This is a genomic window from Gordonia insulae (assembly GCF_003855095.1).
GTDB lineage: Bacteria > Actinomycetota > Actinomycetes > Mycobacteriales > Mycobacteriaceae > Gordonia > Gordonia insulae.
Map to the genome: position 1 here is coordinate 1,046,212 of NZ_CP033972.1, position 24,005 is coordinate 1,070,216.

Here is a 24,005-nt window from a genome sequence, read left to right on the forward strand (position 1 = left end):
CGGTCAGCCCGAGACGGCGTCGCTGCCGACCGCGTCGGCCACCCCGGCGAAACCGGCGGCACGCACCCGCGCGGCGAGGCCGTCGTGGATCTCCTTGGCCCACAAGGGGCCACCGTAGATGAAGCCGGTGTAACCCTGCAGGAGGCTCGCGCCCGCACAGATGCGTTCCCAGGCCTGGTCCGCGGTCTCGATGCCACCCGCGCTGACCAGGGTCACGCGTCCACCCACCCGCGCGTGGAGGCGCCGCAGGACCTCGAGGGACCGATCGGCCAGCGGCGCGCCGGACAACCCGCCCGCGCCCATCGCCGCCACCTCGTCGGCGGGCGTGCGCAACCCGCCGCGGTCGATCGTCGTGTTGGTCGCGACGATGCCGGCCAACCCGAGTTCCACGGCGAGATCGGCGACCGCGTCGATGTCCTCGTCGGCGAGATCGGGGGCGATCTTGACCAGCACGGGGACGCTCACCTCGGCCTGCACCGCGGAGAGGATGGGCCGCAGCGAATCGACGGCCTGCAGGTCACGCAGGCCGGGTGTGTTGGGTGAACTGACGTTGACGACGACGAAGTCGGCCAGCGGACCCAGCCTGCGGGCGCTGAAACGATAGTCCTCGACCGCGTCCTCGATCGGCACGACCTTCGTCTTGCCGATGTTCGCACCGATGGGCACGCTCACCGGCCCGGGGCGAAGCGCCGCGAGGTGCGCGGCGGCGACGGTCGCACCGGGATTGTTGAACCCCATCCGGTTGATCAGTGCGCGGTCCGCAGGCAGCCGGAACAGTCGCGGCGCGGGATTGCCCGGTTGCGGGCGACCGGTGATCGTGCCGATCTCGGCGTAGCCGAAACCCAGTTGCCCCCAAGCGTTCACGGCGGACGCGGTCTTGTCGAATCCGGCCGCGAGGCCCAGTGGGGCGGGGAAGTCGACGCCGAAGACACGTTGGCGCAGCACCGGATCGTGGGTGGCGAACACCTTGGCGGCGAGGAAGCGCAGCACTGGATTCCGGCCGGTGAATCCGATGGCCCCGGCCGCGATCGAGTGGATGCGTTCCGGGGACAACAGGAACATCGCCCGCAGCAGGACCGGGTAGAGGAGATGGTTGACCCGGCTCAGCACGCGGCCGCCCCCGCATCGGGGGCGTGCGGGACCTGGCCGCGCATGCGTGGCGGTTTCCGTCGGCGCAACAGGACTTTCCGGGTGCCGTCGGAGTAGAGCCGGACGCGTTTGAGCTCCCACCCGCCGAACTCCGCCTCGATCGACAGCCGCATCGACGCGGTGATCCGCGTGACGTCGGGCGGCAGGGTGAGCAGCACACATTCGTGGTCGTCGGTGGTGACCTCCCATCCGCGTGGATGGCGCGAGCCGAATCGTGCGCTAGGCGACATGATCACCTGCCGGACGGACGGGTCGTGATGGCACCACGGGTCCGGTAGTCCGGGGGAGCCACCTGCAGTCCGCCTCGCTGGGAGAGGACGTAGACGGTGCCGGACTCGTCGTCGACGGCGATGTCGTCCGGTTGCGCGACCGCCGGGAACCGATGCTTCTCCACGGGTTCGCCCCCGGACAGGTCATAGGCCACCACCTCGTTGTTCGCGGTTGTCGACACCCACACGAGGTTGCGGGTGTCGTCGTAGTCTACGGCGTACGGCCCGCCGGTCACCGGATAGCGGAATCGCATGACCAGCGGTGATCCGAAGAATCCGATCAGTTCACCGTCCCGGGTGTTCGCGACGAGGACCCGGCCGTACCGGTCGACGGTCGAGTTGGTCGCACCGTTGCCGGCGCGCAACGCGGGTCCGAGTTCGCCGTCGGACAGGGTGACCGGGGTCACCGACGACTGGGCCCGGTCGAGGACCACGACCTGCTCTGTGGCGAGGTCGGCGCCCGGCGGCGACACGGTGATGTCGTCCACGCGGACGAATCCGTCGATCACCCGGCCCGGGCGCAGGTCCTTGTCGAACACCAGTAGCCGGCCGTCGGATGTGCCGACGACGATCTCACCGGATGCGGTGCGCGCCAGCGCGGTCGGATTCCCCGCGGACATGGGCGTCGTACTCACGGCTCCGTCGGAGGCGATGCGCACGAGGATGTTCGGACCGACGCCGAGGAACGTGCCGTCGCCGCTCCCGATGATCTTCGTCAGTTCGGGGGTGGCCGAGACCTGGGCCGGACCGGTCATGTCGCCGGGGCCGTGGCGCAAGACGGTGGTGCCCGCAGGATCGAGAACCCCGACGACCCCGTCGTCGATTGCCAGCCCCCGGCTCTTCGCCGGTGTCGGGACCACCACACCCACCGGATCGGCGGCCGGTCCGGGCGGCGACGGCCACGCTGTCGCGGGTGTGACGGTGGGCACATCGGGCGTCGACGGCGTGTCGGACGATCCACATCCCGCGACCACCGCCAGCACAGCGGCGACGCAGAGCGCCGCGGCGAGGACCCGCGGTCGACGCCCCCCATCGAACCGGCTGGTCGGGCGCTGCGGTGTCGGCACGTGCATGTCACCATCTTGCGGCACGCCGTGCCGCCGGGACGACCGGGGTGGACGGTGCCGCCGGACCCCGGTTCGGGCGCACGGAGTCCGCGACGCGTAACCGGCAATGCGGTGACACTCCCGGTTTGCACGTAGCATCTGCGGCCGTGAGCGACACGATGACTTGGGCCCAGGCGATCGTGCTCGGCGCCCTGCAGGGGCTGACCGAGTTTCTGCCGATCTCGTCCTCGGGACATCTGCGGATCGCCTCCGAGGTCATGTTCGGCGAGGATGCCGGTGCCTCCTTCACGGCGGTCACCCAGCTCGGTACCGAGGCGGCGGTGCTCGTCTACTTCGCACGCGACATCGTGCGGATCGTCGCGGCCTGGTTCCGCGGCCTGTTCCACAGCGACGAGCGCGGCCTCGACTATCGAATCGGCTGGTATGTGATCTTCGCGACCATCCCGATCGGCGTCCTGGGGTACCTGTTCAAGGACGAGATCAGGACCACCGGGCGCAACCTGTGGCTGGTGGCCACCGTGCTGATCCTGTTCGCGGGCGTGATCTGGCTGGCCGAACGGTACGGCCGCAAGGAACGCTCCATGGAGCAACTGACCCTGCGTGACGGCGTCGTGATGGGGCTCGCGCAATGCCTCGCGCTCATCCCGGGTGTCTCCCGTTCCGGCGCCACCGCCAGCGCCGGCCTGTTCCTCGGGCTCGAACGGGAGGCCGCGTTCCGGTTCTCGTTCCTGCTCGCCATCCCCGCGGTGACCGCGTCGGGCCTGTTCAGCCTGCCGGACGCGTTCAACCCGAGTGGGGAGGGCATGGAGGCGACCGGATCCCAGTTGCTGGTCGCCACGCTCGTCGCGTTCGTGATCGGATTCGCGTCGATCGCCTGGCTGCTGCGATTCGTCAGCGCCCACTCGATGAACTGGTTCGGCGCCTACCGCGTGATCCTCGGACTCACCGTCATCGGCCTGCTCTCCGCGGGCGTGATCAGCGCGACGTGATCGGTGCGGCAGGATCACCACACCGTGAGCCGTAAGGTTGAGACATGACCGTGATACTTGTGCGACACGGGCGTTCGGTGGCCAACACCTCGGGGGTCCTCGCCGGACGCACGCCCGGGGTGTCGCTCGACGACAAGGGACGTGAGCAGGCCGCCGCGCTGCCGGATCGGCTCGGCGTGTGCCTGGGTGAGATCACGGCCGTGGCCCGTTCGCCGCTGGATCGTTGTGCGCAGACCATGGCGCCGTTGATGGCCGCCTTCGACGCCGACCCCGACCGCGACGTCCCGGAGATCGTCGTGGACGCACTCGCCGAGGTCGACTACGGCTCATGGACCAACCGGCCGATCAAGGAGTTGCTGAGCGAGCCGTTGTGGAAGACGGTGCAGCAACACCCGTCCGCGGCGATCTTCCCGGATGGCGAAGGCCTTGCCGACGTGCAGAGCCGGGCGGTGGCCGCGATCCGCGAGCTCGACCGCGTCCACGGTGGTCCGGACGGCAGCGGGGTCTGGCTGGCGTGTTCGCACGGCGACGTGATCAAGTCGGTGATCGCCGATGCGATGGGCATGCACCTCGATTCCTTCCAGCGCATCGTCGTCGAGCCCGCCTCGATCAGCGTGATCCGCTACAGCCCGACCCGGCCGTATGTGCACACCGTCAACAGCACCGCGGTGCTGTCGGTGCCGCCGCGGCATCGCGAGAAGCCCGCCGAGGGCAACGGGTCGTCGGATCCGGGTCCCGACGCCGGCGAGGACGCCGTCATCGGCGGCGCCACGGGCGTCGACGGCCACGATCACGGCCGCAAGGCTGCGGCCACCCCACTGGCACGCGGATAATGAACGGCACAGTCAAGGAGGTGTGATGTCTCGCGCGATACACGTGTTCCGGACCCCGGATCGGTTCGTCGCCGGCACGGTGGGCCAGCCGGGAGACCGGACGTTCTACCTCCAGGCCGTCCACGAGACCCGGATCGTGAGTGTCCTGCTGGAGAAGCAGCAGGTCGCGATCCTGGCCGACCGGATCGGTGCGCTGCTCGAGGAGATCCACCGGCGGTTCGGGACACCGATCCCGCCGGAGAGCGACCGGGTCGGTGACCTGAGCCCGTTGGTCATGCCCGTCGATGCGGAGTTCCGGGTGGGCACCATGGGCCTCGGGTGGGATGCCGAATCCGAGGCCGTCGTGGTGGAGTTGCTCGCGATCACCGAGGGCGAGTTCGACGAGAGCGTCGTCCTCGACGACACCGACGAGGGCCCGGACGCGGTCCGCGTGTTCCTCACCACCGAGGCCGCGCGCGAGTTCGCGGCACGGTCGTCGCGGGTCATCTCGGCCGGTCGTCCGCCGTGCCCGCTCTGCCATGAACCACTCGATCCCGACGGCCATCTGTGCGTGCGCACCAACGGCTACAAACGTGATGCCGAGCTGAGCAAGTCGCTCGACTTCGTGGATCCGGAGGTGTTCCGCCACCTGACGATTCAGGACGAGAGCGGATACATCGACCCGGACACCGTCGAGGGGGATCCGAACGATCCCGACGACGACGCCGACCCCGGTCCGACTCCGCAGGGCTGATGTGAGCGTCGGCGAACCGTCCGTGCCCGGACCCGACGAGGCGGTCGGTCCCATCGGCCCGCATGACGACGACGTCCGCCGGGGTGAGACCGAGACCCTGCGCGACGGCGAACTGATCATCGTCGGCCGCATCCCCGCCGCGAGCAACACGACTCTGGTCTGCGATGCGGTCCTCGACGGCACCGAGGTGCGGTGCGTCTACAAACCGGTGCGAGGCGAGGTGCCGCTGTGGGACTTCCCTGACGGCACCCTCGCCGGGCGCGAGGTCGGCTCGTACCTGGTCTCCGAGGCGCTCGGGTGGTCGGTCATCCCGACGACCATCCATCGGGACGGACCACTCGGGCCGGGCATGGTGCAGCGATGGGTGGTGACCGCGGACAACGACGAGCCGTCGTCAGCTGTCGGTGTCACGGCCGAGTTGCCCGCACCGCGAATCGAACTCGTCGATCTCTGCCCGACCGACACCGTGCCGACGGGGTATCGGGCGATCCTGCGGGCCCTCGATCCGCTCGGCGAGCCGGTGGTGCTGGTCCATGCCGACGACCCCCGGCTGCAGCGGATGGCGGTCCTCGACGTCGTGTTGAACAACGCGGATCGCAAGGGCGGCCACGTGCTGGAAGGACTCGACGGCGGCGTGTACGGCGTCGATCACGGCATCTGCCTGCACACCCACGACAAACTGCGCACGGTGCTGTGGGGCTGGGCGGGAGAACCGATCCCGGGGCACCTGCTCGCCGACCTCGCCGACCTCGTGGAGCACCTGACGTCGGCGGATCACCCGTTGACCACCGCGTTGTCCGAGCACATCACCGATGCGGAGATCATCGCGCTCGCCGAACGCGCCGCCGATCTCGTCACCGCGGAGTCGATGCCGCATCCGCCCGGGCACCGTCCGATCCCGTGGCCACCGTTCTGACCGACGGCTCCGACGCACGGCGCCGGATGCGGCGGCACCCGATCCCGATAAGGGACGCCCGCGGTCGGGCCATACAGTGGACGCATGCAGTCTTGGCCTGATCCCGCCCTCCCGGCCGTTCCGGGCACCGGGCCGGCACTCCGCCTCCACGACACCTCCGACGCGCAGGTCCGGCCGGTGAGTCCCGGCACCACCGCGACGATGTACGTCTGCGGGATCACCCCCTACGACGCGACCCACCTCGGGCACGCGGCCACCTACGTCACCTTCGACCTCGTCAACCGGGTCCTGCGCGACCTCGGGCACGACGTCCACTACGTGCAGAACGTCACCGACGTCGACGACCCGCTCTTCGAACGCGCCGAGCGCGACGGTGTGGACTGGCAGGATCTCGGCGCCCGTGAGACGCAACTGTTCCGCGACGACATGACCGCGTTGCGGGTGCTCCCGCCGCGCGACTACATCGGCGCGATCGAATCGGTGGGCGAGGTGATCGAGGTCGTCGGCAAGTTGCTCGCCTCCGGCGCGGCCTACATCGTCGACGACGCCGAGTTCCCGGATGTCTACTTCCGCGCCGACGCGACCGAGCAGTTCGGCTACGAGTCCGGGTACGACCGCCCGACGATGGACCGCTTCTTCGCCGAGCGCGGCGGCGACCCCGACCGCCCCGGAAAACGCGATCCCCTCGATGCGCTGCTCTGGCGTGCCGCACGGCCCGGAGAGCCGTCCTGGGAGTCGCCGCAGGGCCCCGGTCGGCCGGGTTGGCACATCGAGTGTTCGGCCATCGCGCTCAATCGGCTCGGTATCGAGTTCGACATCCAGGGCGGCGGCAACGACCTGATCTTCCCGCACCACGAATACTCGGCGGCGCACGGCGAGGCGCTCACCGGCTCCCGTCGTTTCGCCCGCCACTACGTGCACACCGGGATGGTCGGGCTCGACGGCGAGAAGATGTCCAAGAGTCGCGGCAACCTCGTGTTCGTCTCGGTGTTGCGCCGCGACGGTGTCGACCCGGCCGCGATCCGGCTCGCGCTGCTCTCCGCGCATTACCGCGCCGACCGCATGTGGACCGACGCGGTCCTCGACGACGCACGGGCGCGCCTGCGGCGATGGCGCTCGGCCACTGCAGCGGCCGCGGGTCCCGACGCCGCGGCGGTGATCGCGCGGGTGCGCGAACACCTCGCCGACGACCTCGACACCCCGAGGGCGATCGCCGCGATCGACGGCTGGTGTGCCGACGTCGAGGAGGGGATCGGGCAGTCCACCACCGCTCCCGGCGAGATCGCCCGCGCGGTCGACGCACTGCTCGGGGTGGCGCTGCACGATCGGTGACACCGTCGGCCGGTCCGTCGGCCGCCTCGGTACAGTTCTCCCGTGGCACGCGCGCAGCAAATCGATCCCGACACCACCGACGGGGTATGGACGGTGGTCACCCGCACGTCGACCTATCTACTCGACTTCGACGAGATGACTCTGCTCCGAGCACCGGGCGTGGGTGGAACCGACAGTGAGGAGTGGGCGGTCAGCCGCCTCCGGCGCGACTCGGAGGACATTCCGCTCCTCGGGGTCAAATCCTGCCGGATCGGCGAGTCCGCGCAGTTCTGGGTGCGCGCCGCCGACGATCCCGACGTCCGCACGTGGCGGATCACCACTCCAGTGGTGTCGATCGAACGGATCGGCTGACCCGCAGACGGTACGACCGCAGGATCAGCTCCCGAACGAACCCGGGCCGCGACCGGCCCCGCCGGGTCCGCGACGCTTGAGGTAGCGCTCGAACTCGGCGGCCAGTGCGTCGCCGTCGATCTTGGCCATCACCTCGTCCGTGTCGAGCTCGGCGTCCCCGCGCTCCTCGAGCCCGCGCACGTAGTCGGCGATCTCCTCGTCGTCCTCGGTCATCTCGGTCACCGCGCGCTCCCACTCCTCGGCCTGCTCGGGCAGGGTGCCCAGCGGCACCTCGATGTCGAGCACCTCCTCCACCCGATTGAGCAGGGCGACGGTCGCCTTGGGGTTCGGCGGCGTGGACACGTAGTGGGGGACCGCGGCCCAGAAGGAGACCGCCGGGAGGCCGGCCTGGACGAACAGGTCCTGCAGCACGCCGGTGATCCCGGTGGGCCCCTCGTAGCGGCTCTCGGCAAGGTTGAAGCGGGCCGCGGACTCGCTGCTGTAGGCGGTGCCGGTGACCGGGACCGGCCGGGTGTGGGGGGTGTCGGCGAGCAGGGCGCCCAGCATCACGGTGGTCTCGACGTCCAGCGACCTGGCGAGGTCGACGATCTCCGCGCAGAAGGAGCGCCAGCGCATGTTCGGCTCGATCCCGCGGACGAGTACGATGTCACGGTCCGCACCATGGGGGGTGCAGTACGAGATGGACGTGGTGGGCCAGTCGATTCGTCGGGTGACCCCGTCGACCTGCTTGACCGTGGGCCGGTTGACCTGGAAGTCGTAGTAGTCATCGGAGTCGATGTCCACCAGGGGAACGGTGTCCCAGGTGAGGGCGAGATGCTCGATCGCACTGCTGGCCGCGTCCCCGGCGTCGTTCCACCCCTCGAAGGCGGCCAACAGGATGGGCCTGCGCAGCTGGGGAAGGTTCGACCTCTGCTCAGCGTTCACTGAACCAGCCTACGACCGAACCCCGAGAGAGGGCGAACTACGCTGACAACCATGCCGACCCGCACCACCGACCCGTCCGCGTACGACACGACATTCCTCACCGCGATGTCGCGTCGTGTGCTGATCGGCGATGGGGCCATGGGCACCATGCTGCAGGCGGCCGACCTGACCCTCGACGACTTCAACGATCTCGAGGGCTGCAACGAGATCCTCAACGACACCCGCCCCGATGTCCTCGCCGACATCCATCGCGCGTACTTCGAGGCCGGTGCGGACGCGGTCGAGACCAACACCTTCGGCTGCAACCTCTCCAACCTCGGCGACTACGACATCGCCGATCGTATCCAGGAGCTCTCCTACAAGGGCACCGCGATCGCGCGGGGCGTGGCCGACGAGATGGGTCCGTCCGCGGACGGTACGGCGCGGTTCGTGCTCGGTTCGATCGGACCCGGCACCAAACTGCCCAGTCTCGGGCACACCACCTTCGCGGTGATCCGGGACGCCTACTTCGAATGCGTCGCGGGCATGCTCGAGGGCGGTGCGGACGCGATCCTGATCGAGACGTCTCAGGATCTGCTGCAGGTCAAGGCGGCGATCGTGGCCGCACGACGGGCGATGAGTCACCTGGGCCGGCACATCCCGATCATCAGCCACGTGACGGTGGAGACCACCGGCACGATGCTGCTGGGTTCGGAGATCGGGGCGGCGTTGACCGCCATCGAGCCGCTCGGCGTCGACATGATCGGTCTGAACTGCGCGACCGGCCCCGCCGAGATGAGCGAGCACCTGCGCTACCTGTCGCGCCACGCCCGCATCCCGGTGTCGGTGATGCCCAATGCCGGTCTACCGGTTCTGGGGCCGAAGGGGGCCGAGTACCCTCTGCAACCCGATGAGTTGGCCACGGCGCTCGGCGATTTCGTGTCCGATTTCGGGCTCTCCTTCGTCGGCGGGTGCTGCGGCACGACGCCCGAGCACATCCGGCAGGTCGCCGAGCGGGTCGCCGAGATCTCCCCGGCCGCTCGCGAACCGGAGCACGTGGCGGAGACGTCGTCGCTCTACACCGCGGTCCCGTTCGATCAGGACGCCAGCTTCCTGGTGATCGGGGAGCGCACGAACACCAACGGTTCCAAGGCGTTTCGCGAGGCGATGATCGCCGAGGACTACCAGAAGTGCCTGGACACCGCGAAGGACCAGACGCGCGACGGTGCCCACATGCTCGACCTCAACGTGGACTACGTGGGCCGCGACGGCGCGGTCGACATGACCGCGCTGGCAAGCCGATTCGCGACGTCGTCGACCCTGCCCATCATGCTGGACTCCACCGAGCCGGAGGTCATCCGGGCCGGACTGGAGGCACTGGGCGGACGGTGCGCGGTCAACTCGGTGAACTACGAGGACGGCGACGGACCCACGTCACGGTTCACCCGGATCATGGAACTCGTGGTGGAGCACGGCGCCGCCGTGGTCGCCCTCACGATCGACGAAGAGGGACAGGCACGCACCGCGGACTGGAAGATCCGGATCGCGGAGCGGCTGATCACCGACATCACCGAGAACTGGGGGTTGGCCGAGGAGGACATCATCATCGATGCCCTCACGTTCCCGATCTCGACGGGCCAGGAGGAGGTGCGCCGCGACGGCATCGAGACCATCGAGGCCATCCGCCGGCTGCACGAGGCGCACCCCGACATCCACTTCACGCTCGGCATCTCGAACATCTCGTTCGGTCTCAACCCGGCCGCCCGACAGGTCCTGAACTCGGTGTTCCTGCACGAGTGCGTCCAGGTGGGTCTGGACACCGCGATCGTGCACGCGTCCAAGATCCTGCCGATGGCCCGGATTCCGGACGAGCAGCGCGAGGTCGCCCTCGACCTGGTCTACGACCGCAGACGGGATGGCTATGACCCGTTGCAGAGGCTGATGGAGCTGTTCGAGGGGGTGTCGGCGGCGTCGGCGCGGGAGTCGCGGGCCGCCGAGCTCGCCAAGCTGCCGCTGTTCGAGCGACTCGAACGCCGCATCGTCGACGGTGAACGCAACGGACTCGAGGCCGACCTCGATGCGGCGATGACCGAGAAGCCGCCGCTGGAGATCATCAACGAGACCCTGTTGTCGGGGATGAAGACGGTCGGCGAACTGTTCGGGTCGGGCCAGATGCAGCTGCCGTTCGTGCTGCAGTCCGCCGAGGTGATGAAAACCGCTGTCGCGCATCTGGAACCGCACATGGAGGCGACCGGAGAGGACGGCAAGGGTCGGATCGTGCTGGCCACCGTCAAGGGCGACGTGCACGACATCGGCAAGAACCTGGTCGACATCATCCTGTCCAACAACGGCTACGAGGTGGTCAATCTCGGCATCAAGCAGCCGATCAACACCATCCTCGAGGCGGCCGAGGACAAGAAGGCCGACGTCATCGGCATGTCCGGCCTGCTGGTGAAATCGACCGTGGTGATGAAGGAGAACCTCGAGGAGATCAACTCCCGAGGGGTGGCCACCAGCTATCCGGTGCTCCTCGGTGGTGCCGCGTTGACCCGCACCTATGTCGAGAACGATCTGTCCGAGACCTACGACGGTGACGTCCATTACGCGCGTGACGCGTTCGAGGGTCTGCGGTTGATGGACGAGATCATGGCCACCAAGCGTGGCGAGGGACCGGACCCGAACAGCCCGGAAGCGTTGGCCGCCAAGGAGAAAGCCGCCGAGCGCAAGGCGCGGCACGAACGCTCGAAGCGTATCGCGGAGAAGCGCAAGGCGGCCGAGGCCCCGGTCGAGGTGCCTGCCCGTTCGGATGTGGCGGTCGACAACGCCATCCCGACCCCGCCGTTCTGGGGTACCCGGATCGTCAAGGGCGTCCCGATCGCGGATTATCTTCAGCTACTCGACGAGCGTGCGCTGTTCCTCGGGCAGTGGGGGCTGCGTGGCGCCCGTCGCGGCGAAGGGCCGTCGTACGAGGAACTGGTCGACACCGAGGGCCGCCCTCGACTGCGGTACTGGATCGATCGGCTCGCGACGGAGAACATCCTGCAGCACGCGGCGGTCGTCTACGGGTACTTCCCGGCGGTGAGTGACGGGGACACCGTGCATGTGCTCGCCGAGCCGCGCCCGGATGCCGAGGTCCGCCACAGTTTCACCTTCCCGCGTCAGCAGCGGCCCCGGTTCCTCTGCGTCGCCGACTTCATCCGGTCGCGCGAGGAGTGCGTCACGGCCGGGCAGGTCGACGTCCTGCCCTTCCAGCTCGTGACGATGGGCCAACCGATCGCCGACTTCGCGAACCGGCTCTTCGCCGAGGACGCCTACCGCGACTACCTCGAGGTGCACGGCATCGGCGTGCAGCTGACCGAGGCGCTCGCCGAGTACTGGCATCAGCGAGTCCGCAGTGAGTTGACCGTCCAGGGGACGTCGTTCGCAGGTGAGGATCCCGACGACCCCCAGGGCTTCTTCGACCTCGAGTACCGCGGTGCGCGCTTCTCGTTCGGTTACGGCGCCTGCCCGGACCTCGACGACCGCGCGAAGATGATGGAGTTGCTGGAACCCGAACGCATCGGCGTGGTGCTGTCCGAGGAGCTGCAGCTGCATCCCGAGCAGTCGACCGACGCGTTCGTCCTCCATCATCCGGAGGCGAAGTACTTCAACACCTGATCGGTGCGACTGGCGAGAAATCAGTTGTAGTCATACAATCGTTGTATGACTACAACTGATGCTGCGGGCGACCCGTCGGCAGTGGTGGTCCCGACCTCCACCGAACTGTGGTTCGCGATGAACAGCCTGGTCCGCGATCACGCCATGGAATCGCGGTCCCGGATCGACTCCCGCATCGACATGCCGTTCAGCCGATTCCGTGCGCTACGCCGGATCGCGGTCCGCGACCTGACCCAGAGCGATCTGGCCAGGCGTCTCGGTATCGATGCGCCGGCGACGAGTGTGATCGTCAACGACCTCGTCGACCGTGGACTGGTCACCCGGGAACACCACCCGACCGATCGCCGCTTCAAGGTGGTGACCATCACCGACGCCGGTCGGCAGATCGTCGACTCGGTGATCGCGGATCCGACCGCCGCACCCGACATGTTCACCGCGCTCGACGACGAGCAACGACGCCATCTCGGAACCCTGTTGACCACACTGCGCGAGGCGGCCGAATCATGAACGCTCCGAACATCACCGGGCCGGGTACGGACATCTCCGAACTGAGCACGCGCCGCCGGATGGCGATCCTAGCGACGTGTTGTCTGAGTCTGTTCATCGTCGGCATCGACACGTCGGGGGTCAATGTGGCCCTGCCGTCGATCAGTGCCGATCTCGGCGCGTCCGAATCGCAGCTGCAGTGGGTCGTCGACGCCTACACGCTGGTCCTCGCCAGCCTGCTGATGCTCGGCGGGTCCCTGGGTGACCGATGGGGGCGCAAGCGTGTCTTCCAGGTCGGGCTCACCGTTTTCGGGCTCGGCTCCATCCTGTGTTCGTTGTCGGTGTCTCCGGAGATGCTCATCGGCGCCCGGATGTTGCAGGCCGTCGGCGGCGCGATGATGAATCCGGTCGCCATGTCGATCATCACCAACACCTTCACCGAGCCCCGCGAAAGGGCGCGAGCCATCGGTATGTGGGGGACGGCCATCGGTGTGAGCATGGCGCTCGGCCCACTGGTCGGGGGTGCCCTGGTCGACGGGATCGGCTGGGAGGCCATCTTCTGGCTGAACGTGCCGGTCTGTCTCGCCGCATGCGTCCTCACCGCGCTGCTCATCCCGGAATCGAAAGCGCCGCACGCCCGTCGCGCCGACCCCGCCGGGCAGTTCCTGATCCTGGTCTTCCTCGCGACCCTGACCTACGGGATCATCGAGGGCCGCGGTCTCGGATGGGGATCGGCGTGGGTCGTCGGCGCCTTCGGCACCGCCGCAGTCGCGTTGGCCGTGTTCCTCGTCGTCGAATCGCGTCGGCGTGAGCCGTTGCTCGATCTGCGCTTCTTCCGCAGCATCCCGTTCAGCAGCTCGGTCGTCGGCGCCGTCCTGGCGTTCAGCGCGATGGGCGGATTCCTTTTCCTCAACACGCTCTACCTGCAGAGTTCTCGTGGGCTGAGTCCGCTGCAGGCCGGGTTGATGACGCTGCCGATGGCCGCGGCCAACGCCGTCTTCTCGCCTTTGTCCGGTCGCCTCGTCGGCGATCGCGGCGCCCGGCTGCCCATGGTGGGAGCGGGCGCGATGGTCCTCATCAGCGGGTTGATGCTGACCCAGACCGGTGTGGACACCAGCATGTGGTTCCTGGCGGTCGCCTACCTGTTCCTGGGTATCGGCATGGGACTGGTCAACGCACCGATCACGAACGCCGCGGTCTCGGGCATGCCGCGGGCGCAGGCGGGTGTCGCATCGGCGATCGCCTCGACCAGTCGTCAGGTCGGCATCTCGCTGGGCGTCGCGGTCTTCGGTGCGGTGGCGTTCGCCGGCATCGACGGTCCCGTCGCCGACGGTCTGCCCGAGGCGTCGCACCCCGCGTGGGCGCTGATGGCGTTGTGCGGCGTCGGGCTGATCATCGTGGGGTTCGTCTCGACGGGCCGATGGGCGGCCGCGACCGCCGAGCAGACCCGGGAACGGATTCTCGCCTCCTCCGGGGCGACCTCCCAGCGGGCTGACACCGGGTCCCCAGCATCGGCGCCGACAGTGGAGGCATGAGCCTTGCCGACCCTGCGCGCACCCGATCCGATGTCACCCGATCCGATGTCACCGAATCCGATCTGACGGACGCCGGCGACGGGTCGCGACCACCGGCCGCGAGCCCGTCGTCGCCGCCCCGATGGCTGCGCTGGACGGTGATCGCGGTGATCGTGGCCGTCGGGCTCGGGGTGCGATGGTGGTTCCTCGACGTCGAGACCCTCGACTACCGCGCATTCCTCAGCCGGTGGTACGGCACCCTCGACAGCCAGGGCTTCGGCGCGTTCCGCGAGAAGTTCGCCGACTACAACTACCCGTATCTGTACCTGCTGTGGTTGCTCACGGTGCTGCACATCCCGGCGCTGGTGGGTGTCAAGGCGATCTCGATCGCCTTCGACCTCGTGCTCGCCGTGGTCGCGTATCGGATCGTCGCCCTGCGCACCGCTCGATACTGGCTGCGTGCCATGGCCTTCGGTATCGTCTTCCTTCTGCCGTCGGTGATCGCGAACAGTTCCTATTGGGGTCAGGCCGATGCGATCTACTCCGCGTGCGCCATCGGTGGGGTCTACTTCCTGATGCGTGCGCAGCGAGAGTCGTTGCGCCGGAACTCGATCTGGGCATGTGCATTGTTCGGCCTGGCACTCTCGTTCAAACTGCAGGCGATCTTCGTCCTGCCGGTGCTGGTCTGGTTGCTGATCCGTAGGCGGCTGCCGTGGTCCTCACTACTCGCGATCCCGGCCGTCTACCTGCTCCTCGACATCCCGGCCGTGCTCGCCGGCGCCTCGTGGTCGACCGCGTTGTCGGTGTATCTGGATCAGACCGGTTCCTATCAGCAGCTCACCCTCGGCGCGGCGAATCTGTATCAGCTGATCGCGATCGAGGGGGACGCCACGTGGCTCGCACATCTCGGCATCGGTGCGGCCGCCGCGATCATCGTCGCCTTCCTCGCCTGGTCGCTGTGGCAGAAGCCGGCCGTGAGCCCGACGTCGATCCTGGTGGTCGCGACGGCGTCGGCCGTCATCGTGCCGTTCCTGCTGCCGGCCATGCACGATCGCTACTTCTACACCGCGGAGATCCTCAGCGTGGTGACGGCCTTCTATCTGCCGCTGCGGTTCGTGGTGATCCCCATCCTGATCCAGGCGTCCGCGATCGGTGTCTATCACGCGTCGTTGACCGGCGATCAGGGGCAGGCCATGGTTGGTGGACCCGCTCAGGGCGGTGCCGGACACGGCGGTGCCGGACACGGCGGTGCCGGACACGGCGGTGCCGGACCGGCCGGGCCGGGACCAGGTGCTCCAGCGCCGGGCGGGATGCATGGCAGTGGTGGCGGTTACACGTCGGGCCGCGGCGACCCGGCGCTGTCCGTCTACGCCTCGATGATGGGGCTGGCGGCGCTGGGCATGGTGTACGCGACGCTCGACACGTTCCGCCGCGCACGGTCACTCGTCTTGCGGTCGCCCGCCTGAGTCCGCCACCAGTCGACGGCGCGCTCGACGACCGGTCGTGGTGTCCGGACCCACCGGACGTGATCGACCGAACCGCCCGGTGGACACCGATCGGCGGTGTAGGTCCAGACGGTCAGGGAATCGGGCTGGACGGTGCGTTCGAACTCGCGGGCCGCGGCCGGGGTCACCAGTCGGTCGGCGTCGAGTCGGATGGCGAGGGTGGGCACCTGCACCTTCGCATCCCCGTCGAAGGGTGTTTGCCGACGTCGGACCATCCGTGCCCACTGGCGCATCAGGGTGCGTGGCGCGGGTGCGCCGAAACCCGGTGTGGGCCAATGGCCGACGATGCCGGTGACGATCGGGACCGCAGCAGCGATCGCCCATTCGACGACACCACCGTGGGGGTAGTCGCGGAAGAATGGCACGGACGCGGCGACCGTGACCACACCATCGGGCGCCCCGTCGTCGGACGCATTCGCCACCATCGCCGCCAAGTGGGCGCCGAGACTGTGCCCGAGCAGCACGACGTACCGGTCGGGCATGGCGGCACGGGCGGCGCGGACCGCGGCCGTGAGGTCGGCCGCCTCGTCGGCATAGGACCAGTCCTCGGCCCGCGACGGCGGCGAATCCCCGGGTTCGATGCCGCGCCGCGCCACGACCGTCGCGGGCCAGCCGTGTTCGGCGAACGCCGCGACGAGCGGACGATAGAAGCGAGCCGGCACGGCCATCGCGGGCGAGATCAGCACGATCGGTGCAGTGTCGGTGGTCATGACTGCAGCGTCCGTCGGTTGGCTGCCCGAATCCACTACCTGTCAGGTAATCGTATTCGTTCCCGTCCGCGCCTAGAGTGACGTCATGACCGTCGACGTGGGAACCATGCTGCGACAGTGGCGATCACATCGGTCGATCAGCCAACTCGACCTGGCTTATGACGTCGGGGTGTCCCCGCGGCATCTGAGCTTCGTCGAGACCGGGAAGTCGACGCCGAGTCCTACGCTCATCGAGGCACTGTCCACTCGGCTCGACATCCCGCTGCGTGAACGCAACGCGCTGCTGTTGGCCGCAGGCCACGCCCCGCGGTACTCGGAGGAGTCGCTGGATGCCGGTGCGATGGAACGAATCCGCGCATCGGTGCAGCGAATCCTGGACGCGCACAACCCCTATCCGGGGCTGGCGCTCGACCGTGCCTGGAACGTCGTGTTGGCCAACGACTCCGCCGCAGGTCTCGCCGCAATGCTCCCGGAGGACCTGCGGGGGCCACCGTTCAACCTGTTCCGCGCATCATTGCACCCGGAGGGATTCGCCCGGATGACGGTCAACCTCGACGTCTGGGCCGGCTACCTGGTGGACATGTTGCGCCGACTCGTCCGGGTGACGGGCGATCCGCGGTTGGTCGAGCTCGAGCGTGAGGTGCGGAGCTATGCCACGGTGGTCGATCTCGACCGCCGGACGGCCCGGGTGTCGCGGTCGACGAGTGAGCCGACACTGCTGGTTCCGTTCGAGCTGCAGCTCGGCGATCAGGTGTTGGCGTTCTTCACCACGCTCACCACCTTCGGTACACCACGCGACATCACCCTCGAGGAGATGACCATCGAGCTGTTCTACCCCGCCGACGAGACGACCGAACGCGCGGTTGCGATGATGCAGGGGTGACCGAACCAGCACCGCAGTCCCCGGCCGCCGTCCTCTGGGACATGGACGGCACCTTGCTCGACTCCGAACCGCTCTGGGACATCGCCATGGCCGACCTCGCCCTGCGGCACGGCATCGTGATGAGCCCGGCGCTGCGGGAGTCGACGCTGGGCAACTCGTTGCCCGATGCGATGACGAAGGTCTACGTCGCCGCCGACGTCGCGCCCGAGGCACAGGACCGCGACGGTGACTTCCGCTGGCTTCTCGACCACGTGGCCGACCTCTTCGGTGCCGGTCTCCCGTGGCGGCCGGGCGCCCGGGATGCGCTGGACCTGATCGCGGCCGCGGGCGTGCCGATGGTGCTGGTCACCAACACGGTGCGGGAGCTGACCGACATCGCCCTGGGCACATTGGGCCCCGATCGGTTCAGTGCCACCGTCTGTGGCGATGAGGTCGCCCACGGCAAACCGGCGCCGGATCTGTACTTGCGCGCCGCCGAACTCGTCGGCGTCCGGACGGGTGCGTGCCTGGCGGTGGAGGATTCGCCCACCGGCACCGTCGCCGCCACGACGGCCGGCTGCCCGACGCTGGTCATCCCGTCCGCGGCACCGGTCCCGCCGGGGAGCCTGCGAACTTTCCGCGAATCGCTGGTGGGTCTGTCTCTCGACGACATCACCGACGCCTGGACCGGGCAGCACCCCGGTCATCGTTCCGACCTCCGTGACATGCCAAGATAGGGGATCGTGAAGACATTCGAGGAGCTGTTCGCCGAACTGAGCGACAAGGCGCAGAGCCGTCCCGCCGGCAGCGGGACGGTCGCCGCCCTCGATTCCGGAGTGCACACGCTGGGCAAGAAGATCATCGAAGAGGCGGGCGAGGTCTGGCTCGCGGCCGAGCACGAGTCCGATGAGTCGCTCGGTGAGGAGATCTCCCAGCTGCTCTACTGGCTGCAGGTGATGATGATCAAACGTGGGCTCTCGCTGTCCGACGTATACCGCCATCTGTAGGGGCCGGCGACCCATCGTGCCCCCGGTCCCATGCGTCAGCAGACCCTCATCTCCCGTACGTCAGTAAGGACACACCGATCATGTTGCGCGTAGCCGTGCCCAACAAGGGAGCGCTCTCCGAGTCGGCGGCAGCCGTCCTGGCCGAAGCCGGGTATCGCAAGCGTTCCGATTCCAAGGACCTCACCGTCCTCGACAACGCGAACGACGTCGAGTTCTTCTTCCTCCGGCCGAAGGACATCGCGATCTACGTCGGTGCCGGGACGCTCGACCTCGGCATCACCGGCCGTGACCTGGCCCGGGACTCCGGGGCAGAGGTCGACGAGCAGCTGTCGATGGGTTTCGGATCATCGACGTTTCGCTACGCCGCGCCGGCGGACTCCGCCTGGAGCGTCGCCGATCTGGCCGGTAAGCGGATCGCCACGTCGTATCCGAACCTCGTCCGGGCTGATCTCGCCGCGCGGGGTCTCGAGGCCGAGATCATCCGTCTCGACGGCGCGGTCGAGATCTCCATCCAACTCGGCGTCGCCGATGCGATCGCCGACGTCGTGGGTTCGGGCCGCACCCTCCGCCAACACGGGCTGACCGCATTCGGGGAGTCGCTGTGCGACTCGGAGGGAGTGCTGATCTCGCAGGCCGGGGTGGAGCAGAACAAGGCCGCACGCCAGTTCGTTGCGCGCGTGCAGGGTGTGGTCTTCGGTCAGCAGTACGTGATGATCGACTACGACTGCCCCCGGACCCTGCTGGCCGAGGCGACGAAGCTGACCCCCGGACTCGAGTCGCCGACGGTGGCACCCATGGCGGATCCGGACTGGGCGGCCGTCCGGGCGATGGTGCCGCGCAAGATCCACCAGAACCTGATGGACGAGCTCTCCGAGCTCGGCGCCAAGGCCATCCTGGCCACCGACATCCGGTCCTGCCGCTTCTGATCCCGGGGTGATCGCCGCAGGCGCGGCGGCCGCTCAGCGCGCCGTGAGCAGCACGGTCTGTGCCGACCTGCCGATGAAGCCGTTCGCGTCGTAGAGGTCGCCGAACGTGGCGCCGAAGCCCTCCGGCCCCTGCACCATGTCGGCGTCGATGCCGACCCAGGGGCCCTGGGGGATTCGGGACAGGTGCACGGTGGTGTCGGTGTTCATCCACGACCACTCGTCGGTACGCAGGCGTGTGCCGAGACCGTTGGCGATGTCGATGACGGTGAAGATCGACTCGAGGTCGGAGATCTCCTCGCCGCCGACGAGCGGGATCGCCGGGCGCACCCACACCGCGGGTGTGTCACCGGTCCGTCCACCGACGGTGGCCGATTCGATGCTGCCGATGAAACCGATGGTGCCCCAGTCGACTCCGAGGTCCTCGCTCTCGGTCACGCCGATGACGGGTGTGAGCTCATCGGGGCCGGGTGTCAGTGGCTCGGGCGCTTCCACGATCCCCGCGGTGTCCACGGTCCGCAGTCGCCAACCGGCGGAACGGGCGGCGAGCCGGAACTCGCCGTCGGGCTGCTGGACCTCGAGATCGGTGCTGACGAGACTGATCTGGCGTCCCGGGCGGATCACCTCCGCACGAATCCGGTTCACGCCGAGCCCGATCGGGCCGAGGATCTCGGTCGTCACACGAGTGAATTGTTGTGCGGGGTGGGGGTCACACCGCAGCAACGATCGCATCATGAGCCCGGACGGCGGTCCACCGTGCTGCATCGTCGACGCCCAGACGCTCTGTGTCGCCTCGGTGGGCTGGAAGTACTCGTATCCCGGCTCGAGGTGCGCATCGGGTGGGTCGATCGGTACGTAGTAGCAACTCTCCACCCGGCCACTCTATGTGAACCATCATAGTGGTCGCGCAGAGGGGCCGCGGCGTGCCGTTCAGCCGCGGAATCCGGGTGGGGGCCCGGGGTACGCCGGGATCTCACCACCGAACTCCGGACAGCGTGATTTGTGTTCGCACATGCCACACAGACGGGACCGCCGCGGCCGGAAGTCGCCGCTGGCGACGGCCGAGCGGATCGCCGCCCAGATGGCCTTCAGCGTTCGGCCGAAGCGCTCGAGTTCGTCGCGGTCGGGGGTGTAGGTGAGCTGCTGCCCATCGGACAGGTACATCAGCTGCAGCCGCGCCGGGACCTCGCCCCGGATACGCAGGATGGCCAGCGCGTAGAACTTCATCTGGAACAGCGCCTTGGCCTCGTAGGCCTCGCCGGGGAGCGGCCGGTCTTGTAGTCGACCACCCGGATCTCGCCGGTCGGCGCGACGTCGATCCGGTCGATGAAGCCGCGCATCAGGACGTCGTCGACGTCGATCTCGACGTGTTCCTCACACGAGTCCGCGTCGAACGCGGTCGGGTTCTCCATCGTGTAGTACGTCGCGATGAGCTTCTGCGCCTCGGCGACGAAACGCGCGGTCTGACTGTCGTCGACGACGTCCGTCAGGTGCGGATCGGCCTCGCACATCGCCGCCCACGCACCCTCGACCAGCAGGTCCGCGGACTCCTGGGTCCGCAACTCGGCGGGCATGTCGAACAGGTTCTCCAGCGCTGCGTGCACCACCGTGCCCCGGGTCTGTGCCTGGGTGGGTGTCTCGGGGAAACGATCGATCGCGCGGTAGCGGTACAGCAGCGGACATTGCTTGAAGTCGGCCGCGCGGGACGGTGACAGGGCCAGCGGTCGCCCGACCAACCCCCGCGCCGGCTGCCCGTCCGCGGGCGGCGGTGCGGCACCGATCGTGCCCGGAACGGCCCCAGCGTCAATCGTCGTACTCACATTTGGCAGGGTAGGGCGCAACAGTGACAGGTTCGGGGATCAACACCCTGACCTCCGGAAGGATCCCAACCTGATGCCGACCACCGGCCCCTTCGCCCCCGACGACCGTGTGCAGCTGAGCGACTCCAAGGGGCGCAAGTTCACCGTGCTCCTCGAGGCGGGCAAGCTCTTCCACACCCATCGGGGTGCGATCGCCCACGACGACCTGATCGGCGCTCCCGAGGGCAGCATCGTGTCCGCCACGAGCGGCACCCAGTACCTCGCGCTGCGTCCTCTGCTCGTGGACTACGTGCTGTCCATGCCGCGCGGAGCGCAGGTCATCTATCCGAAGGACGCCGCACAGATCGTCACCGAGGGTGACATCTTCCCGGGGGCCAAGGTGCTCGAGGCCGGTGCCGGCTCCGGGGCGCTGACCTGCTCGCTGCTCCGTGCGGTGGTCCCCGGCGGCAGCGTCACGTCCTACGAGATCCGCGACGACCACGCCGAACACGCGGTCCGCAACGTCGAGACCTTCTTCTCGGGACGGCCCGAGAACTGGGATCTGATCATCGACGATCTCGCGAATCTCGACGTCGATGCCCTGGGGCCGGACGACCTCTACGACCGGATCATCCTGGACATGCTCGCCCCGTGGGAACCGCTCGACGTGGTCCGCCGGGCGATAAAACCGGGTGGTGTGCTGGTTGTTTATGTGGCAACGGTCACTCAATTGTCGCGAATCATGGAGGCGCTGCGGGAGCAGGAGTGCTGGACCGAGCCGCGCGCCTGGGAGTCGCTCGTCCGGGACTGGAGCGCCGTCGGACTCGCGGTCCGCCCCGAGCACAAAATGCAAGGCCATACGGCATTTCTGATCTCCGCGCGGCGCCTCGCCGACGGTGTCACGACGTTGCGGCCGCAGCGCCGCCCGACGCGCGGATGACGATGTTGTAGTCGCTCTGCGTCAAACGCCTTTACCGGGCGAAACGTCGCGAATACGTTGCGAATACGTAGATTTAACAGTCCGTCGACACCGTGTCTTGCGCGGTGCGCGGCGTTTTCCGGTCCACACCGGTAGCGTGGGGTCACGGCGCAAACACTCCATGGAGAGAAGTGTTTGCCGGGGAGAGGAGTCAGCAATGACCGAATCTGACCGCCAGGGCGCCAATGGTGCCGACCGCCTCGGGTCCTCGGGTGCACAGGACGACGAGCGAGACGACTCCGCCCGGGTAGCCGACGAGGGTTTCGTCCCCGCGTACGCGTCACCGTTGGCGCGGCCCGATTCGTCGCGGCCGTTCACACGACCCGCGGACGCCAAGGACCTGCAGGAGCGCGTCGACAATCTGACCGCGCGCAACGCGAAGCTGCTCGACACCCTCAAGGAGGCCCGCCAGCAACTGGTCGCCCTCCGCGAAGAGGTCGACCGGCTCGGTCAGCCGCCGAGCGGCTACGGCGTGCTCCTCGACATCTACCCCGACAGCACGGTGGACGTGTTCACCTCGGGTCGGAAGATGCGACTCACCTGCTCGCCGAACATCGACCTGGAGGCACTCAGCAAGGGTCAGACCCTTCGGCTCAACGAGGCGCTGACCATCGTCGAGGCATGCGAGTTCGACTCCGTCGGCGAGATCAGCACACTGCGGGAGATCCTCGGCGACGGTGATCGGGCGCTCGTCGTCGGACATGCCGACGAGGAGCGCGTCGTCTGGCTCGCCGAGCCACTGAAGGGCGACGTCGACGGCGAGGACGGCAAGCGTCGCAAGCTGCGTCCCGGCGATTCCCTGTTGATCGACACCAAGGCCGGATTCGCGTTCGAGCGGGTGCCCAAGGCCGAGGTCGAGGATCTCGTCCTCGAAGAGGTACCCGACGTCGGGTACGAGGACATCGGTGGCCTGGGTCGGCAGATCGAGCAGATCCGCGATGCGGTGGAACTGCCGTTCCTGCACAAGGATCTCTTCCGCGACTACGCGCTGCGGCCCCCCAAGGGCGTGCTGCTCTACGGTCCGCCCGGATGTGGCAAGACCCTGATCGCCAAGGCGGTCGCCAACTCCCTGGCCAAGAAGATCGCCCAGGTCCGCGGCGACGACGCCAAGGAGGCGAAGTCGTACTTCCTGAACATCAAGGGTCCGGAACTGCTGAACAAGTTCGTCGGTGAGACCGAGCGGCACATCCGCCTGATCTTCCAGCGCGCGCGGGAGAAGGCGTCCGAGGGCACCCCGGTGATCGTCTTCTTCGACGAGATGGACTCGATCTTCCGGACCCGTGGTTCCGGCGTCTCCTCCGACGTGGAGACGACGGTCGTGCCGCAGTTGCTCAGTGAGATCGACGGCGTCGAGGGCCTGGAGAACGTCATCGTGATCGGCGCCTCCAACCGTGAGGACATGATCGATCCGGCGATCCTGCGTCCCGGCCGTCTCGACGTCAAGATCAAGATCGAGCGTCCCGATGCCGAGTCGGCGATGGACATCTTCTCCAAGTACCTCGTGGAGGGACTGCCGGTCCACGTCGACGACCTCAACGAGTTCGGCGGCGACCGGACGGCATGCATCAACGCCATGATCGAACGGGTCGTGGAGCGGATGTATGCGGAGAGCGACGACAACAGGTTCCTGGAGGTCACCTACGCCAACGGCGACAAGGAGATCATGTACTTCAAGGACTTCAACTCGGGCGCGATGATCCAGAACGTCGTCGACCGGTCCAAGAAGTACGCCATCAAGTCGCAGCTCGAGACGGGTCAGCCGGGTCTGCGGGTGCAGCACCTGTTCGACTCGATCCTGGACGAGTTCGCCGAGAACGAGGATCTGCCCAACACGACCAATCCGGACGACTGGGCACGGATCTCGGGCAAGAAGGGCGAGCGGATCGTGTACATCCGCACGCTGGTCACCGGCAAGAGCGCGGGCGCCAGCCGCGCGATCGACACCGAGACCAACACGGGTCAGTACCTGTAGGCAACCGACACCAGACAGACGGAGGGCCGGCACTTCGTGTGCCGGCCCT

At 68.1% G+C, this 24,005-nt stretch carries 22 protein-coding genes and 1 pseudogene; 16 read left to right on the forward strand and 7 right to left on the reverse strand.

The genetic code is table 11. The annotated features are described in order from the left end of the window. Positions 1 to 3: 3 nt before the first annotated feature. From D7316_RS04790 to D7316_RS04800, 3 genes are read right to left on the reverse strand one after another with little or no spacing between them, the layout of a single operon-like run. Complete coding sequence (locus tag D7316_RS04790; RefSeq protein ID WP_124707266.1) at positions 4 to 1,110, reverse strand: quinone-dependent dihydroorotate dehydrogenase; 1,107 nt, start codon at positions 1,108 to 1,110, stop codon at positions 4 to 6. Continuing rightward, positions 1,104 to 1,379, reverse strand: a complete 276-nt coding sequence (locus D7316_RS04795; RefSeq protein WP_124707267.1) for a DUF5703 family protein — start codon at positions 1,377 to 1,379, stop codon at positions 1,104 to 1,106. The genes D7316_RS04790 and D7316_RS04795 overlap by 7 nt, the downstream gene beginning before the upstream one ends. A 2-nt stretch (positions 1,380 to 1,381) precedes the next feature. Next, the gene (locus D7316_RS04800) at positions 1,382 to 2,491 is read right to left on the reverse strand and encodes a YncE family protein (RefSeq protein WP_124707268.1); all 1,110 of its coding nucleotides are present in this window, start codon (positions 2,489 to 2,491) and stop codon (positions 1,382 to 1,384) included. Between the two features lie 140 nt (positions 2,492 to 2,631). Between D7316_RS04800 and D7316_RS04805 the strand changes: the two genes are divergently transcribed. The 6 genes from D7316_RS04805 (at position 2,632) to D7316_RS04830 (ending at position 7,639) form a co-directional block, all read left to right on the forward strand. Then, positions 2,632 to 3,474, forward strand: a complete 843-nt coding sequence (locus D7316_RS04805; protein WP_124707269.1) for an undecaprenyl-diphosphate phosphatase — start codon at positions 2,632 to 2,634, stop codon at positions 3,472 to 3,474. Between the two features lie 44 nt (positions 3,475 to 3,518). Next, complete coding sequence (locus D7316_RS04810) at positions 3,519 to 4,307, forward strand: MSMEG_4193 family putative phosphomutase (RefSeq protein ID WP_124707270.1); 789 nt, start codon at positions 3,519 to 3,521, stop codon at positions 4,305 to 4,307. 25 nt (positions 4,308 to 4,332) lie between these two features. Further along, positions 4,333 to 5,040, forward strand: coding sequence for a DUF3090 domain-containing protein (locus D7316_RS04815; RefSeq protein ID WP_124707271.1), 708 nt, complete (start codon positions 4,333 to 4,335; stop codon positions 5,038 to 5,040). 52 nt (positions 5,041 to 5,092) lie between these two features. Next, positions 5,093 to 5,956: an SCO1664 family protein gene (locus D7316_RS04820; protein WP_124711118.1), complete on the forward strand. Its 864-nt coding sequence runs from the start codon at positions 5,093 to 5,095 to the stop codon at positions 5,954 to 5,956. Positions 5,957 to 6,040: 84 nt separating this feature from the next. Then, on the forward strand, positions 6,041 to 7,288 hold the full coding sequence (gene mshC / locus D7316_RS04825; protein WP_124707272.1) for a cysteine--1-D-myo-inosityl 2-amino-2-deoxy-alpha-D-glucopyranoside ligase: 1,248 nt from the start codon (positions 6,041 to 6,043) through the stop codon (positions 7,286 to 7,288). Positions 7,289 to 7,330: 42 nt separating this feature from the next. Further along, positions 7,331 to 7,639, forward strand: coding sequence for a hypothetical protein (locus tag D7316_RS04830; protein ID WP_124707273.1), 309 nt, complete (start codon positions 7,331 to 7,333; stop codon positions 7,637 to 7,639). A gap of 24 nt (positions 7,640 to 7,663) precedes the next feature. Here the strand turns inward: D7316_RS04830 and D7316_RS04835 are convergent, their stop codons facing one another. After that, positions 7,664 to 8,563, reverse strand: a complete 900-nt coding sequence (locus tag D7316_RS04835; RefSeq protein ID WP_124707274.1) for a PAC2 family protein — start codon at positions 8,561 to 8,563, stop codon at positions 7,664 to 7,666. Between the two features lie 51 nt (positions 8,564 to 8,614). Here D7316_RS04835 and metH point away from each other — a divergent pair, with 51 nt between their 5' ends. From metH to D7316_RS04855, 4 genes are read left to right on the forward strand one after another with little or no spacing between them, the layout of a single operon-like run. Further along, a complete protein-coding gene (gene metH / locus D7316_RS04840) occupies positions 8,615 to 12,199 on the forward strand; it encodes a methionine synthase (protein ID WP_124707275.1) in 3,585 nt (1,194 codons plus the stop codon). Positions 12,200 to 12,244: 45 nt separating this feature from the next. Then, the gene (locus D7316_RS04845; protein WP_124707276.1) at positions 12,245 to 12,706 is read left to right on the forward strand and encodes a MarR family winged helix-turn-helix transcriptional regulator; all 462 of its coding nucleotides are present in this window, start codon (positions 12,245 to 12,247) and stop codon (positions 12,704 to 12,706) included. Next, positions 12,703 to 14,220 carry an MFS transporter gene (locus tag D7316_RS04850; protein ID WP_124707277.1) on the forward strand — a complete coding sequence of 506 codons (1,518 nt, stop codon included), beginning with the start codon at positions 12,703 to 12,705 and terminating at the stop codon, positions 14,218 to 14,220. Before D7316_RS04845 ends, D7316_RS04850 begins: the two co-directional genes overlap by 4 nt. Continuing rightward, positions 14,217 to 15,665, forward strand: coding sequence for a hypothetical protein (locus D7316_RS04855; RefSeq protein ID WP_232016771.1), 1,449 nt, complete (start codon positions 14,217 to 14,219; stop codon positions 15,663 to 15,665). Before D7316_RS04850 ends, D7316_RS04855 begins: the two co-directional genes overlap by 4 nt. Here the strand turns inward: D7316_RS04855 and D7316_RS04860 are convergent. Beyond that, on the reverse strand, positions 15,566 to 16,414 hold the full coding sequence (locus tag D7316_RS04860; protein ID WP_124707278.1) for a serine aminopeptidase domain-containing protein: 849 nt from the start codon (positions 16,412 to 16,414) through the stop codon (positions 15,566 to 15,568). The two genes, D7316_RS04855 and D7316_RS04860, sit on opposite strands and share 100 nt — an antisense overlap. Positions 16,415 to 16,499: 85 nt before the next feature. On the opposite strand from D7316_RS04860, the gene D7316_RS04865 reads away from it, so the two are divergent. The 4 genes from D7316_RS04865 to hisG all read left to right on the forward strand — a co-directional run bounded on the left by D7316_RS04865 (position 16,500) and on the right by hisG (position 19,209). After that, positions 16,500 to 17,297, forward strand: a complete 798-nt coding sequence (locus D7316_RS04865; RefSeq protein ID WP_124707279.1) for a helix-turn-helix transcriptional regulator — start codon at positions 16,500 to 16,502, stop codon at positions 17,295 to 17,297. Beyond that, the gene (locus D7316_RS04870; RefSeq protein ID WP_269462486.1) at positions 17,294 to 18,013 is read left to right on the forward strand and encodes an HAD family hydrolase; all 720 of its coding nucleotides are present in this window, start codon (positions 17,294 to 17,296) and stop codon (positions 18,011 to 18,013) included. Before D7316_RS04865 ends, D7316_RS04870 begins: the two co-directional genes overlap by 4 nt. Before the next feature lie 6 nt (positions 18,014 to 18,019). Continuing rightward, positions 18,020 to 18,283 carry a phosphoribosyl-ATP diphosphatase gene (locus D7316_RS04875; RefSeq protein ID WP_124707280.1) on the forward strand — a complete coding sequence of 88 codons (264 nt, stop codon included), beginning with the start codon at positions 18,020 to 18,022 and terminating at the stop codon, positions 18,281 to 18,283. Positions 18,284 to 18,363: 80 nt separating this feature from the next. Beyond that, positions 18,364 to 19,209 carry an ATP phosphoribosyltransferase gene (gene hisG / locus D7316_RS04880; RefSeq protein ID WP_124707281.1) on the forward strand — a complete coding sequence of 282 codons (846 nt, stop codon included), beginning with the start codon at positions 18,364 to 18,366 and terminating at the stop codon, positions 19,207 to 19,209. Positions 19,210 to 19,242: 33 nt separating this feature from the next. Here hisG and D7316_RS04885 read toward each other — a convergent pair whose 3' ends face one another. Then, positions 19,243 to 20,079: a thioesterase family protein gene (locus D7316_RS04885; protein ID WP_124707282.1), complete on the reverse strand. Its 837-nt coding sequence runs from the start codon at positions 20,077 to 20,079 to the stop codon at positions 19,243 to 19,245. 57 nt (positions 20,080 to 20,136) lie between these two features. Then, positions 20,137 to 21,014: pseudogene (locus D7316_RS04890) on the reverse strand (RecB family exonuclease). A gap of 85 nt (positions 21,015 to 21,099) precedes the next feature. On the opposite strand from D7316_RS04890, the gene D7316_RS04895 reads away from it, so the two are divergent. Together D7316_RS04895 and arc are read left to right on the forward strand one after the other, a co-directional pair. After that, positions 21,100 to 21,945 carry a tRNA (adenine-N1)-methyltransferase gene (locus D7316_RS04895; protein WP_124707283.1) on the forward strand — a complete coding sequence of 282 codons (846 nt, stop codon included), beginning with the start codon at positions 21,100 to 21,102 and terminating at the stop codon, positions 21,943 to 21,945. A 196-nt stretch (positions 21,946 to 22,141) separates the two neighbouring features. After that, the gene (arc, locus tag D7316_RS04900; RefSeq protein WP_124707284.1) at positions 22,142 to 23,956 is read left to right on the forward strand and encodes a proteasome ATPase; all 1,815 of its coding nucleotides are present in this window, start codon (positions 22,142 to 22,144) and stop codon (positions 23,954 to 23,956) included. Positions 23,957 to 24,005 lie beyond the last annotated feature (49 nt).